This window comes from Azospirillum brasilense (assembly GCF_003349955.1).
GTDB classification, from domain to species: Bacteria; Pseudomonadota; Alphaproteobacteria; order Azospirillales; family Azospirillaceae; genus Azospirillum; species Azospirillum brasilense_B.
Map to the genome: position 1 here is coordinate 42792 of NZ_QLKQ01000032.1, position 12323 is coordinate 55114.

The following is a 12323-nucleotide window of genomic DNA, read 5'->3' on the forward strand; positions in this document are numbered from 1 at the left end:
AGCCGGCGCGGGGAGGGGGATCTCCGCGCCGGTCCCCTATCGGCGTTCCATCGCTCAGGCGACCAGACCCACGGCGATCGTGCACATGACGACGCCGATGCCGGTGTCGAGCGCCCGCCACGCGCCGGGCCGGGCGAAGACGGGCCGCAGCAGGCGCGCCCCATAGCCCAGCGCGAAGAAGAACAGAAGGGACGCGGTCATCGCCCCCAGCGCGAAGGCGTTCTTGCCTTCGGCGAACTGGGTCGACACCGACCCGACCAGCACCACCGTGTCGAGATAGACGTGCGGGTTCAGCCAGGTCAGCGCCAGGCAGGTCGCCAGCGTCGCGCCGAGCCCCGCCGGGACCGCCGAAGCCGGGTCCAGCGCGCCGCCCGCCCGCCAGGCCGAGCGGAAGCTGCGCAGCCCGTAGACCAGCAGGAAGGCCGCCCCGGCGTAGCGGGTCGCCGTCTCCAGCCAGGGCAGCCAGTGCGCGGCCTGGGCGAAGCCGCCGACCCCGGCCAGGATCAGCAGGGCGTCCGACACCGCGCAGGTCGCGCAGACGGCCAGCACATGCTCCCCGCGCAGGCCCTGGCGCAGCACGAAGGCGTTCTGCGCGCCGATGGCGACGATCAGGCTGAGACCCAGCAGAAGGCCGGGAAGGAAGGCGGTGAGCATGGTGGCCCCATTCGTTGGCGATATCGGTGGCGGAGGCCGTTCCCCTACCATCGCCATCCGGATTAGAATAACTAAACTCCCTTATCCGGATTAAGGAACACTAATCCATGCTGGACTATGCCCTGCTCGCCGCGCTGGCCGCGGTGGTCCGCACCGGCAGTTTCGAGCGGGCGGCGGCGCAGCTCCACGTCACCCCCTCCGCCGTGTCGCAGCGGGTGAAGCTGCTGGAGGAGCGGATGGGGACGATCCTGGTGGTGCGCGGATCGCCCTGCACCGGCACCCCCGCCGGCTTGCGGCTGAGCCAGCACGCGGAGCGGGTGGCCCTGCTGGAGAGCGAGCTGCGCGACGGGCTTCCCGGCCTGCCGCAGGATGGGCCGGCGGTGACGGTGCGCATGGCGGTCAACGCCGACAGCCTCGCCACCTGGTTCGTCGCCGCCATGGCCGGGACGCCGGACGTGCTGTTCGACCTCGTGCTCGACGATCAGGAGCACAGCGCCGACTGGCTGCGCCGGGGCGAGGTTCTGGCGGCGGTGACGTCCGGCGCCCAGCCGGTGCAGGGCTGCGACAGCACCCCGCTGGGCGCCTTGCGCTACGTGGCGACGGCCAGCCCCGACTTCCTGCGCCGGCATTTCCCCGATGGGGTGGCGGCGGCGGCCTTGGCCCGCGCGCCACGCCTGACCTACAACAGCAAGGACCGGCTGCAGACGCAGTGGACCCGGCAGGCTTTCGGGGTGGAGATCGCCTCGCCGACCCACTGGATGCCCTCCACCCACGCCTTCGTCGACGCGGCGCTGGCCGGACTCGGCTGGGGGATGAATCCGGAGCCGCTGGTCGCCGACGCCCTGCGCGACGGGCGGCTGGTGGCGCTGGTGCCGGACCAGCCGCTCGACGTGCCGCTGTTCTGGCAGCGCAGCCGCATCGCCAGCCGCACCCTGGCCGACATCACGCGCTCGGTGTTGACGACGGCGCGCGCCCAGTTGACGCAAGTGTGACGCTTAAAGCGGATTGCGATCCGCTTTGGACCGCGACTGCGGTCCCGGTCGCACATGCGACCGGAGCCCGCCGGCGAATGAGGCGATGTGAACCGCTAAAGCGAACGGAAGTTCGCTTTAGCGGTTCGCCGCCGGCACCATCATGCTGGCCAGGAAGAGGGCGGCGGCGGCGACCACGATGCTCGGCCCGCCCGGCAGGTCCCAGTTCAGCGAGGAGAGCAGGCCGCCCAGCACCGCGGCGATCCCGAAGACCGAGGCGAGGGCGGCCATCGCCTCCGGCGTGCGGGAGAAGCGGCGGGCCGCCGCCGCCGGGATGATGAGGAGCGAGGTGATCAGCAGGATGCCGACGATCTTCATCGCCGCCGCGATGACCAGCGCGATCAGCAGCATGAAGGCCAGCCGCAGCGCCTCCACCGGCATGCCCTCCACCCGCGCCAGATCCTCGTCCACCGTCACCGCCAGCAGCCGCCGCCACAGCAGCAGCAGCCCGCCCAGCGCCGCCGCCCCGCCGGTGTAGATCCAGGCCAGATCGGCCGTGGTGACGCTCAGGATGTCGCCGAACAGATAGGCGACCAGATCGACGCGCAGCGTCTCCAGGAAGGCGATGGCGACGAGGCCCAGCGACAGCGACGAATGCGACAGGATGCCCAGCACGGTGTCCGTGGCCAGCGCGCGGCGCCGCTGCAGCCCGACCAGGGCTAGGGCCAGCGCGACGCAGACCCCGACCACCCCGATCAGCGGGTTGACGCCCAGCAGGAAGCCCAGAGCCACCCCCAGCAGGGCGGAATGGGCCAGCGTGTCGCCGAAATAGGCCATGCGCCGCCACACCACGAAGGAGCCCAGCGGACCGGCGACCAGCGCGATGCCGCAGCCGGCGGCCAGCGCGCGCAGAACGAAATCATCCATGGCAGCAGTCCCCGTCATGGCCGGGCACCACGGCGCCGTCGCTGGCGTGCGCGTGGTCGTGGTGGTGGACATAGACGGCCAGCGCGTCGGCGTGGCCGCCGAACAGGGCGCGGTATTCCGGGTGGCGCCGCACATCCTCCGGCGCGCCCTGGCAGCAGACATGGCCGTTCAGGCAGAGCACGCGGTCGGTGCGGGCCATCACCGTGTGCAGGTCGTGGCTGACCAGAAGCACGCCGCAGCCGCGGGTGCGGCGCAGCGTCTCGATGCGCCCGAACAGCTCGGCCTGCCCATGGACGTCCACCGCCTGATCGGGCTCGTCGAGCACAAGAAGCTCGGGATCGCCGAGCAGGGCGCGGGCCAGCAGCACCCGCTGCATCTCGCCGCCGGACACCGTCTGCACCGGGCTGGCGGCGAGGTGGGAGACGCCGGCCTCCTCCAGCGCCGCGGTGATGCGCGCCTCGGTCACCGGGCGCCACAGCGCCAGGAAGCGGCGGACGGTCAGCGGCAGGGTCGCGTCGACCGTCAGGCGCTGCGGCATGTAGCCGATGCGCAGGCCCCGGCGGCGTTCCACCACTCCGGACGAGGCGCGAACGAGGCCCAGCACGGCGCGCACCAGCGTCGTCTTGCCCGCACCGTTGGGGCCGATCAGCGTGACGATCTCGCCGGGCCGCACCTCCAGGTCCACGCGGTCGAGGATCGTCCGCCCGCCCAGCCGCACCGTCAGGCCCTTGGTGTCGACCAGGGGAGGGGCCAGGGCCGGAATCGGCGAACGGGCCGCATGATGAGCCCCGTGATGGATTGACATGTTATGTTATAACGTGACATTGCTGAAAACGAAGACAGCTATGCGCCGGAAAGACCCGGCTGTCCAGTCAGACGATGAGGAACCCACCCATGCGCGCCGCGATGCGTCCCCTGCCGCTCCTTGCCCTTGCCGCCGCCCTTGCCGCCAGCCCGGCGCTGGCCGAGGCGCCGAAGGTCGTCGCCTCGATCAAGCCGGTCCATTCCCTGGTCGCCGCGGTGATGGAGGGGGTGGCGGAGCCGGCGCTGATCGTGCGTGGTGCCGCGTCCCCCCACACCTACGCCATGAAGCCGTCGGACGCGAAGGCGCTGGCCGCCGCCGACCTCGTCTTCTGGATCGGGCCGGAGCTGGAGGGCTTCCTCGACAAGCCGGTGACGGCGAACGCGAAGAAGGCCACCTCCGTCACGCTTCTGGAGGCGCCGGGCGTCACCCTGCTCGACGCCCGCGAGGGCGGCGCCTGGGAGGCCCACGACCATGGGCATGAGCACACGCACGATCACGACCACAAGCACGACGACAAGCACGCCCATGAGGACGAGCACGACCATGACGAGGTGAACACCCACATCTGGCTCTCTCCCGCCAACGCCCGCGCCATGGTCGCGGCCATCGCCGAGGCGCTGTCGGCCAAGGACCCGGCCAACGCCGCCGCCTACACCGCCAACGCCGAGCGCACCGCCCGCTCCATCGACGCGCTCGACGCGGAGCTGAAGGCGGCGCTGGCCCCGGTGGCCGGCAAGCCCTTCGTCGTCTTCCACGACGCCTACCAGTATTTCGAGGCGCAGTACGGCCTGAACGGCGTCGGCGCCATCACCGTCAACCCGGAACGCCGCCCCTCGGCCAAGCGGCTGTCGGAGATCCGCGTCAAGATCGGCGGCCTCGGCGCCGCCTGCGTCTTCGCCGAGCCGCAGTTCGAGCCGGCGCTGGTCAACACCATCGTCGAGGGCACCCCGGCGAAGAAGGGCGTGCTCGACCCCGAAGGGGCGGACCTGAAGGACGGCCCGGGCCTCTACCCCGCGCTGATGCGCAACATCGCCGCCTCGCTGAAGGAATGCCTGGGGTCCTGACGCGTCTCGGCGCTTAAGCCCCGCCCCCGGCTGTGCTAGACCCGTGTCGGAATTCTCCCAGGGAGGCAGGCATGAAGATCGGGGTCGTCGGGTGCGCGGGGCGCATGGGGCAGATGCTGGTGCGCGAGATCGCCGCCACGCCGGGCTGCACGCTGGCCGGCGGCACGGAGCGGGTGGGCGGCCCGGCGCTCGGCAAGGACATCGGTGTCCTCGCCGGCCTGGAGCCGCTGGGGGTCGTCGCCATCGACGACGCGGCGGCGCTGTTCGCCGAGGCCGACGCGGTGATCGACTTCACCAGCCCCGAGGCCAGCGTCCGCCACGCCGCGCTGGCCGCCCAGTCGCAGACGGTGCTGGTCATCGGCACGACCGGCATCGGCCCGGCCCAGCAGGAGCCCATCGCCCAGGCCGCCACCCACACCCCGATCGTCCAGTCGCCGAACATGTCGCTGGGCGTCAACCTGCTGCTGGCTTTGGTCGAGCAGGTCGGCCGCGCGCTGGGCGACGACTACGACATCGACATCCTGGAGATGCACCACCGCAACAAGGTGGACGCCCCCTCGGGCACCGCGCTCGGCCTCGGCCGGGCGGCGGCGGCGGGGCGCGGGGTGGCGCTGGAGGATGTCTGGCAGAAGGTCCGCGACGGCCACACCGGCGTCCGTCCGCGCGGCGAGATCGGCTTCGCCACGCTGCGCGGCGGTGACGTCATCGGCGACCACACGGTGGTCTTCGCCGCCGAGGGCGAGCGGATCGAACTGACCCACAAGGCGTCGGGCCGCCAGGTCTACGCCAAGGGCGCGGTCCGCGCGGCGCTGTGGGCCAACGACAAGCAGCCGGGCCTCTACAGCATGAAGGACGTGCTGGGCCTCTGACCGGTCAGGCGGCTCTTCAAGCGGCCGCCCCTCAAGCGGCCGCCTCGTCCTCCGGCATCGCGTGCCCCTGCTCCCAGGCGAGCAGGGCGCGCTTGCGGGGGATGCCATAGCGGTAGTTGTGGATGATCCCCGACTTCTGGATCACCCGGTGGCAGGGGATCAGCACGCAGACCGGGTTGCGTCCCACTGCCGCCCCCACCGCCCGCATGGCGGTCGGCTGGCCGATGGCGCGGGCCACGTCCTCGTAGGACACCACGGCGCCGGAGGGGATGCGCAGCAGCGCCTCCCACACCTTGATCTGGAAATTGGTGCCCTTCATCAGCAGGCGCAGAGGCTCGCCGCCTGTAGAACCGTCCTTGGCGGAACCGTCCCAGCGGAAGGCACGGGCGGCGACCGGGCGGGTGGCGTCGGCGTCCTCGACCAGACGGGCGGCCGGCCAGGCGGCGGCCATCTCGGCCAGCGCGTCGCGCCCGTCCTCCTCCTCGGCGAAGCTCAGCCAACAGACGCCGCGCTCGGTGGCGGCGACCAGCGATGGGCCGAAGGGGGTGGGGTGCAGCCCCCAGCGGATGGTCAGCCCGCCGCCCAGCGCCTTGTACTCGCCCGGCGTCATCGCCTCGCAGGCGACGAACAGGTCGTGCAGCCGCGACGGGCCGGACAGCCCGACGTCCAGCGCCACGTCCAGCACGCTCTGGTTCGCGGCGAGCAGCCGCTTGGCGTTGTCCAGCGTCAGGAACTGCAGGAAGCGCTTCGGGCTGATTCCCGCCCATTGGGTGAACAGCCGCTGGAAATGGAAGGGGCTCATGCCGGCGACGCCGGCCAGCTCGTCCAGTCCCGGCTGGTCCTGCCAGTGGTCCACGAGATGACGGATGGCGGCGGCGATGGCGCGGTGGCGCCGCGCATCGACTGGATCTTCGGCGGGGTTCAGGCACGGCATGGCGTTCTCTCCCAGGCTCCATGACCGGCGCAGGATGCGCTGCCGGAGCGGGCCGACCAACCCGTTTCTTGCGCAGTCCTTCGGTGGTCAGGGCACCGGCTCGGGATGGCAAGGAGCGCGGCGCCACAGCGCCAGCGCGCCGCGCAGCGCCTGGGCGAAGTCCGCCCGCTCGTCCGGTGTCAGGAAGGCGCCGACGGCCACCGACTGCCCGTGCGAGGTGAGGGTCACCCGGCCGCCGTGCCGGGGCGGGCCGTCCAGGGTGACGCGCAGCCAGTTGGGCTGAAGGCTCCAGCGCCGCTCCGGCTTGTTGCGGGCGACGCGCTGGACGGTCAGGTCGGTGTCGGTCAGGCGCACCCGCTCGTACAGTTGGGCGGCACGGTTGTTGACGCGGAAGGCCAGCCACAGGATCACCACGTCCAGCCCGCAGAAGGGCACCACCGGCCACGCCCCGTTGGCGGCGAAAATCCCGGCGATCAGCAGGTTGACGAGGATCACCACCCCCATCAGAACCCGGAACCCGTGCCGCCCCAGGCTGCGGTGCGGGTGCAGGATCGCGTCGAAGAAGACGCGGGAAGCCGGGGGCAGATCATGACGGGCCATGGTCATGCACACAAACTGGTGTGGCTTGGGCGCGGGTTCCAGCCGTCCTGTTTGCAAGAACCGCCGAGGTCCCGCTATGCTGCGCGCCATGAAGCCCGCCGCCGTCCAGGAATTCTTCCGCCGCCTCAGCGCCGCCAACCCGGAGCCGAAGAGCGAGCTGGAATACATCAATCCCTACACCCTGCTGGTCGCCGTCGTGCTGTCGGCTCAGGCCACCGATGTCGGCGTCAACAAGGCCACCGGTCCGCTCTTCCAGATCGTCACCACGCCGCAGCAGATGGTGGAACTGGGGGAGGAGCGGCTGCGCGGCTACATCAAGACCATCGGCCTGTTCAACACCAAGGCCAAGAACGTCATCCGGCTGTCGGAAATCCTGGTCGCCCAGTATGGCGGCGCGGTGCCGCGCGACCGCGAGGCGCTGGAAACCCTGCCCGGAGTCGGGCGCAAGACCGCCAACGTGGTGCTGAACGTCGCCTTCGGCGAGGAAACCATCGCGGTGGACACCCACATCTTCCGCGTCGGCAACCGCACCGGCCTCGCCCCCGGCAAGACGCCCGACGCGGTGGAGGCGAAGCTGCTGAAGGTGGTCCCCAAGGCCTACCGCCGGCACGCCCACCACTGGCTGATCCTGCACGGCCGCTACGTCTGCAAGGCCCGCAAGCCCGACTGCCTCGTCTGCCCGGTCAGCGATCTGTGCGGCTTCAAGGACAAGGTGCTGCCGGCCGCCGTGGTGTGAGGCACGGCGCGATGTTTCCCGTGAAACGCCCGCGATACCTGGAAAATGAAAAAGCCCGGCGAGGGGTCGATCCCCGCCGGGCTTGCTCGTGAAACCGCGTTTAACGGCGTTTAGCCGTCCACCACGATGGGGTCGAGCGCCGTCGACGCTGAGGCCGGCGCCGCTTCCGCCGGGGCGGCGGGGGCCGCGGCGGGCTTGGCCGGCGGGGTGTACTTGCCGATCTCGCCGTTCAGCAGGGCGCCGGCCTCGACCGCCAGTTCGCCGTACTTGATCGAGCCGTTGATCTTGCCGGTGGAGCGCACGGTCAGGCGGCCGCGCACGATGATGTCGCCCTCGAAGCGGCCGCCGATGTCGGCCTCGTCGATCTCGACGGCGCCCTTGAACAGGCCGGTTTCGGCGATCTCGATGGACCGGCCGTCGCGCAGCTTGGCCTCCACCGTGCCTTCCACGACCAGGATGTCGCAGGACCCGATTTCGCCGTTCAGCGAAATGTCGCGGCCGACGATCAGGCGGCGCTGGTCGCTGGCGAGCGGGGCGGCCGGCGCCGGAGCGACCGGGGCGGGGGTCGCGGCGGGCGCCGAAGCCGGGGCGCCGTATCCGTCGGGACGGCGCGGCGCGGCACCCGGAAGGTCGACGGTGCGGCGCGGAATGTCCGTCGGCTTGTAGCTCGAACCGGGGATCGGGGCGCCGCCCGGCGGCTTCGGGGTGCTCGTGTTCATCTCGGGTCCCTTGGAGGAAATCGGCTCGGGTTGCGGCGTGCGGGCGGCCGGGGCGGGGCCGGCCGGCGAGGTCGTCGCGGACGGGTTGCTCAGGGAGGCGAGCGGCGACATGGCCGCCGCGGGTTCGGCGGCGCCCGCCTGCGGTGCGGCCGGGGTGGCCGGGTCGGCGCTTTGGGTCTTCGGCGCACCGACGGGCGGATTCTTTCGTCCGAACAGCATGAACGTTGATCCCCAGGTCAGTCAGGTCGTTGGGCAGGTCGTGGAAGTCGGGTGATCGGCGGCGGTGACGCACGACCGGGCCCGACCGACAGCGGCCAAAAGACCACCCCGCCGGGGTAACACGGTCATCCGGCCGGCCGCAAGTGGGCTTTGGTGCACGGTCGGGGCCGCGCCGCCCGGCGGTCCGTCACGCCCCTTCCCGGCGGGGAAGGCCCGTCATGGACCCCGTCATGGAATGGTAGATGTGGACCATGAAGGCGCTCGCGATCACCGGCACCAGCAGGTTGACGAAAGGAATTGTCGAAAGAAAGGCAATTACCGCGCCAGCCAAAAATGGTTTCAACGGGCTGGAACGCCGCAGAAACCCCGCCTCCTTCCGTCCCATCCGCCGGATCGCCACCATCTCGAAATATTCGCGGCCGAGAAGATAGCCGTTGGCGGTGTAGAAGATCAGCAGGTTCAACCCCGGCACCATCAGATACAGGGGCAGGGCGAACAGATTGACCAGCAGGACGATGGCGAAAAAGCGAAGCGCGGTCAGCAGCTCTTCGCCAAGGCCGGTCTGGCGGGGCGGCGGCAACTGGGGATAGTGGCGTCGCTCCACCGCCTGGACCACCTCGTCCAGGAAGAAGCTGGACACCATGCCGACCGTGGCGGGAAACAGCACCCAGGCCAGGATCAGGACGGCCAGCCCGCCCAGCACGTCCAGCACCCCGTCCACCCAGGCGTAGCCGGTCAGCGCCGTGTGGAACAGCGCCCACCACACTGCCCCGGCCAGCAGGGCGAAGGCGGCGATGGCGGACAGCACGCCGATCCACACGACGCGGCGGGACGCCGGGTCGGAAAGCTGTCCGATGGCGAGAAGCAGGGCGCGGATCATACGGACTCTCTCTGTGGGGCCGTTGCGGTCGGGCGACGCTTATCTACGACGGCGGGCCGTTCCATTCCAGGGGGCCTTGCGCCGCGCTTGAGATGTGAAGGCGAGCCGCTATACTCGCGCCCGGTTTTCCTCCACGGTGCCGACACTGTCTTTCCCCGCCTTTTCCCAGAATTTCCAAGGAGCGCCCATGGCCACGGCCGAATTCGACGTCACCGGCATCGGCAACGCCATCGTCGACGTGATCGCCCATGCCGACGACGCCTTTCTCACGGCCAACGGCATCGAGAAGGGGGCGATGACGCTGATCGACGCCGCCCGCGCCGAGGAGCTGTACGGCCGCATGGGCCCGGGCATCGAGGTGTCGGGCGGCTCCGCCGGCAACACCATGGCCGGCATCGCCTCGCTGGGCGGCAAAGGCGCCTACATCGGCAAGGTCCACGGTGACCAGCTCGGCCAGGTCTTCCGCCACGACATCCGCGCCGCCGGCGTGCATTTCGAGACGGCGGCCGGCCATGGCGGCGCCCCGACGGCGCGCTGCCTGATCCTGGTGACGCCGGACGCCCAGCGCTCCATGAACACCTTCCTCGGCGCCTGCGTGGAGTTGGGGCCGGAGGACATCGACGAGGCGCTGATCGCCAACTCGCAGGTCACCTACCTGGAAGGCTATCTGTGGGACCCGCCCCGCGCCAAGGAGGCCTTCCGCAAGGCCGCCTCCGCCGCCCATGGCGCCGGGCGCAAGGTGTCGCTCTCCCTGTCCGACAGCTTCTGCGTCCACCGCCACCACGCGGAGTTCCTGGACCTCGTCGAGGGCCATGTCGACATCCTGTTCGCCAACGAGCATGAGATCACCGCCCTCTACAAGACCGACCGCTTCGAGGACGCGCTGGAGGCGGTGAAGCGCCTCGGCAAGACCGCCGCCTTGACGCGCAGCGAGAAGGGCGCCGTCATCGTCTCCGGCGGCGAGGTGGTCGAGGTTCCCGCATCCCCGGTCGCCCGCGTGGTCGACACCACGGGGGCCGGCGATCTCTACGCCGCCGGCTTCCTCTACGGCTACACCCGCGGCATGGCCCCGGCGGTGTGCGGCCGCATCGGCGCGCTGGCCGCGGCGGAGATCATCAGCCATGTCGGCGCCCGTCCGGACGTCGTGCTGGCCGATCTGCTTAAAGACGCGGGCGTTCCGGCCTAATTGCCGGAGCAGCGCCCGTAGGGTATAAGCTGGCGGACCTTCCCGTCCGCCGGCTCCGCCCCCATGCAAGTCTATCTGCCGATCGCCGAGATGTCGGTCAACGCCCTGCTCGTGCTCGGCATGGGGGGGCTCGTCGGCTTCCTGTCCGGCATGTTCGGGGTGGGCGGCGGCTTCCTGATGACGCCGCTGCTGATCTTCATCGGCGTGCCGCCCGCCATCGCGGTGGGCACCCAGGCCAACCAGCTCGTCGCCGCCAGCGTCTCGGGCGTGCTCGCCCACTGGCGGCGCGGCAACGTGGACGTGAAGCTGGGCGTCGTCATGCTGCTGGGCGGCATGGTCGGCACGGTGGTCGGCGTCTGGATCTTCTCCATCCTGCAGCGGATCGGCCAGATCGACGCGGCGATCACGCTGTCCTACGTCTTCTTCCTCGGCACCATCGGCACGATGATGATGGTGGAGGCCAGCCGCGCGCTGATCCGCCGCCGCGCCCCCACCGCCAAGCGGGGCAAGCTGCACCGTCACATGTGGCTGCACGGCCTGCCGTTGAAGATGCGGTTCCAGCGCTCCAAGCTCTACATCTCCGCCCTGCTGCCGGCCGGGATCGGGGCGGTCGGCGGGATGCTGGTGGCGATCATGGGCATCGGCGGCGGCTTCATGCTGGTGCCGGCGATGATCTATCTGCTGAACATGCCGACCGGGCTGGTGGCCGGCACCTCGCTGTTCCAGATCATCTTCACCACGGCGATGGCGACGCTGCTCCAGGCGGCGACCAACCAGACGGTGGACGTGATGCTGGCGCTGCTGCTGCTGATCGGCGGGGTGGTCGGCGCGCAGTTCGGCACCAAGGCCGGCGGCCGGCTGCGCGGCGAGCAGGCGCGTCTCCTGCTGGCCTCGCTGGTCGTCGCGGTGGCGCTGAAGCTCGCCTTCGATCTGGTGATGGAACCGAACGACGTCTTCACCATCTCGACGAGGATGTCGTGAGCGCTGTCCGCAAGGGCGCCGGGCGGCTGTGGTCCGTCCGGATCGCCGGCGGGGTGGTGGGGCTTCTGGCGGGGGTGTTCCTCGCCGCCACGGTGTGGGCGCAGCAGCTCGTCGCCGACCTGTCGAGCCACCTGATCGCCATCACCACAGGCTTCACCGGGACCGAGGTCGTGCTGTTCGGCACCACCGACGGGGCGGGTGACGTCGCCATCGTGGTGACCGGCCCGCGCACCCCGGTCACCGTGCGCCGCAAGGAGCGCATCGCCGGCATCTGGATCAACGCGCGCAGCGTGCGGTTCGAGCAGGTGCCCGGCTACTACATGGTCGCGACGAACCGCCCGCTGGACCAGTTCGTCGGCCGCCCGGTTCTGGAACGCCACCAGATCGGCCTGCCGAATCTCCAGCTCGGCCCGCGCGAGCAGCTGGCCCCGGACCAGCTCGCCCTGTTCCGCTCCGCCCTGATCCGCAACAAGCAGCGGGCCGGGCTCTACGGCATCACGCTGGGGCAGGTGGCCTTTCTCGGCGAGCGGCTGTTCCGGACCAACATCTATTTTCCGGCCAACGTGCCGACGGGGCTGTACAATGTGGAAGCGCTGCTGATCCGCGACGGCGAGGTGGTCAGCGCCCAGACCACGCCGCTGGTGGTGTCCAAGGTCGGCTTCAGCGCGGAAATCTACGACTTTGCGCGCAACCAGCCGATGATTTACGGTGTTGCCGCGGTGATTGGCGCCATCGCCGCCGGCTGGCTCGCCGGCGCCATCTTCCGGAGGGTGTGACC

The 12323-nt window shown here is 70.6% G+C and carries 15 protein-coding genes; 8 read left to right on the forward strand and 7 right to left on the reverse strand.

Annotation, left to right across the window (positions count from 1 at the left end):
* Positions 1-54: 54 nt before the first annotated feature.
* Positions 55-654, reverse strand: a complete 600-nt coding sequence (locus DXK32_RS15705) for a LysE/ArgO family amino acid transporter (RefSeq protein ID WP_114859365.1) — start codon at positions 652-654, stop codon at positions 55-57.
* Positions 655-761: 107 nt separating this feature from the next.
* Between DXK32_RS15705 and DXK32_RS15710 the strand changes: the two genes are divergently transcribed.
* On the forward strand, positions 762-1646 hold the full coding sequence (locus DXK32_RS15710; protein ID WP_114859366.1) for a LysR family transcriptional regulator ArgP: 885 nt from the start codon (positions 762-764) through the stop codon (positions 1644-1646).
* 117 nt (positions 1647-1763) lie between these two features.
* On the opposite strand, the gene znuB is transcribed toward DXK32_RS15710, so the two are convergent.
* Together znuB and znuC are read right to left on the reverse strand one after the other, a co-directional pair.
* A complete protein-coding gene (gene znuB / locus DXK32_RS15715; RefSeq protein ID WP_114859367.1) occupies positions 1764-2552 on the reverse strand; it encodes a zinc ABC transporter permease subunit ZnuB in 789 nt (262 codons plus the stop codon).
* Positions 2545-3357: a zinc ABC transporter ATP-binding protein ZnuC gene (gene znuC, locus DXK32_RS15720; RefSeq protein WP_211098338.1), complete on the reverse strand. Its 813-nt coding sequence runs from the start codon at positions 3355-3357 to the stop codon at positions 2545-2547. The genes znuB and znuC overlap by 8 nt, the downstream gene beginning before the upstream one ends.
* A gap of 89 nt (positions 3358-3446) precedes the next feature.
* Here znuC and znuA point away from each other — a divergent pair, with 89 nt between their 5' ends.
* Entirely contained in the window at positions 3447-4421 is a 975-nt protein-coding gene (gene znuA, locus DXK32_RS15725) for a zinc ABC transporter substrate-binding protein ZnuA (RefSeq protein ID WP_114859368.1), read from the forward strand.
* Between the two features lie 71 nt (positions 4422-4492).
* A complete protein-coding gene (dapB, locus tag DXK32_RS15730) occupies positions 4493-5290 on the forward strand; it encodes a 4-hydroxy-tetrahydrodipicolinate reductase (RefSeq protein ID WP_114859369.1) in 798 nt (265 codons plus the stop codon).
* A 31-nt stretch (positions 5291-5321) separates the two neighbouring features.
* Here the strand turns inward: dapB and DXK32_RS15735 are convergent, their stop codons facing one another.
* Both DXK32_RS15735 and DXK32_RS15740 read right to left on the reverse strand, forming a co-directional pair.
* Entirely contained in the window at positions 5322-6224 is a 903-nt protein-coding gene (locus DXK32_RS15735; RefSeq protein WP_114859370.1) for a methylated-DNA--[protein]-cysteine S-methyltransferase, read from the reverse strand.
* An 87-nt stretch (positions 6225-6311) separates the two neighbouring features.
* A complete protein-coding gene (locus DXK32_RS15740; RefSeq protein WP_247877174.1) occupies positions 6312-6824 on the reverse strand; it encodes a DUF2244 domain-containing protein in 513 nt (170 codons plus the stop codon).
* 76 nt (positions 6825-6900) lie between these two features.
* Here DXK32_RS15740 and nth point away from each other — a divergent pair, with 76 nt between their 5' ends.
* Positions 6901-7560: an endonuclease III gene (gene nth / locus DXK32_RS15745; RefSeq protein WP_114859372.1), complete on the forward strand. Its 660-nt coding sequence runs from the start codon at positions 6901-6903 to the stop codon at positions 7558-7560.
* A gap of 110 nt (positions 7561-7670) precedes the next feature.
* On the opposite strand, the gene DXK32_RS15750 is transcribed toward nth, so the two are convergent.
* On the reverse strand, positions 7671-8279 hold the full coding sequence (locus tag DXK32_RS15750) for a bactofilin family protein (RefSeq protein ID WP_247877175.1): 609 nt from the start codon (positions 8277-8279) through the stop codon (positions 7671-7673).
* Between DXK32_RS15750 and DXK32_RS33125 the strand changes: the two genes are divergently transcribed.
* The gene (locus tag DXK32_RS33125; RefSeq protein ID WP_247877176.1) at positions 8266-8553 is read left to right on the forward strand and encodes a hypothetical protein; all 288 of its coding nucleotides are present in this window, start codon (positions 8266-8268) and stop codon (positions 8551-8553) included. The genes DXK32_RS15750 and DXK32_RS33125 overlap by 14 nt on opposite strands.
* 132 nt (positions 8554-8685) lie before the next feature.
* Here the strand turns inward: DXK32_RS33125 and DXK32_RS15755 are convergent, their stop codons facing one another.
* Positions 8686-9378 carry an EI24 domain-containing protein gene (locus DXK32_RS15755; RefSeq protein WP_114859374.1) on the reverse strand — a complete coding sequence of 231 codons (693 nt, stop codon included), beginning with the start codon at positions 9376-9378 and terminating at the stop codon, positions 8686-8688.
* Positions 9379-9565: 187 nt separating this feature from the next.
* On the opposite strand from DXK32_RS15755, the gene DXK32_RS15760 reads away from it, so the two are divergent.
* From DXK32_RS15760 to DXK32_RS15770, 3 genes are all read left to right on the forward strand, one after another.
* The gene (locus DXK32_RS15760) at positions 9566-10564 is read left to right on the forward strand and encodes an adenosine kinase (protein WP_114859375.1); all 999 of its coding nucleotides are present in this window, start codon (positions 9566-9568) and stop codon (positions 10562-10564) included.
* 63 nt (positions 10565-10627) lie between these two features.
* On the forward strand, positions 10628-11545 hold the full coding sequence (locus DXK32_RS15765; RefSeq protein ID WP_035670215.1) for a sulfite exporter TauE/SafE family protein: 918 nt from the start codon (positions 10628-10630) through the stop codon (positions 11543-11545).
* Complete coding sequence (locus DXK32_RS15770) at positions 11542-12321, forward strand: TIGR02186 family protein (protein ID WP_114859376.1); 780 nt, start codon at positions 11542-11544, stop codon at positions 12319-12321. Before DXK32_RS15765 ends, DXK32_RS15770 begins: the two co-directional genes overlap by 4 nt.
* Positions 12322-12323 lie beyond the last annotated feature (2 nt).

Excerpts from the sequence above, each read along its gene's own strand:
- DXK32_RS15705 (WP_114859365.1), bottom strand. The coding sequence starts at position 654 with ATGCTCACCGCCTTCCTTCCCGGCCTTCTGCTGGGTCTCAGCCTGATC.
- DXK32_RS15710 (WP_114859366.1), top strand. The coding sequence starts at position 762 with ATGCTGGACTATGCCCTGCTCGCCGCGCTGGCCGCGGTGGTCCGCACC.
- znuB (WP_114859367.1), bottom strand. The coding sequence starts at position 2,552 with ATGGATGATTTCGTTCTGCGCGCGCTGGCCGCCGGCTGCGGCATCGCG.
- znuC (WP_211098338.1), bottom strand. The coding sequence starts at position 3,357 with ATGTCAATCCATCACGGGGCTCATCATGCGGCCCGTTCGCCGATTCCG.
- znuA (WP_114859368.1), top strand. The coding sequence starts at position 3,447 with ATGCGCGCCGCGATGCGTCCCCTGCCGCTCCTTGCCCTTGCCGCCGCC.
- dapB (WP_114859369.1), top strand. The coding sequence starts at position 4,493 with ATGAAGATCGGGGTCGTCGGGTGCGCGGGGCGCATGGGGCAGATGCTG.
- DXK32_RS15735 (WP_114859370.1), bottom strand. The coding sequence starts at position 6,224 with ATGCCGTGCCTGAACCCCGCCGAAGATCCAGTCGATGCGCGGCGCCAC.
- DXK32_RS15740 (WP_247877174.1), bottom strand. The coding sequence starts at position 6,824 with ATGGCCCGTCATGATCTGCCCCCGGCTTCCCGCGTCTTCTTCGACGCG.
- nth (WP_114859372.1), top strand. The coding sequence starts at position 6,901 with ATGCTGCGCGCCATGAAGCCCGCCGCCGTCCAGGAATTCTTCCGCCGC.
- DXK32_RS15750 (WP_247877175.1), bottom strand. The coding sequence starts at position 8,279 with ATGAACACGAGCACCCCGAAGCCGCCGGGCGGCGCCCCGATCCCCGGT.
- DXK32_RS15755 (WP_114859374.1), bottom strand. The coding sequence starts at position 9,378 with ATGATCCGCGCCCTGCTTCTCGCCATCGGACAGCTTTCCGACCCGGCG.
- DXK32_RS15760 (WP_114859375.1), top strand. The coding sequence starts at position 9,566 with ATGGCCACGGCCGAATTCGACGTCACCGGCATCGGCAACGCCATCGTC.
- DXK32_RS15765 (WP_035670215.1), top strand. The coding sequence starts at position 10,628 with ATGCAAGTCTATCTGCCGATCGCCGAGATGTCGGTCAACGCCCTGCTC.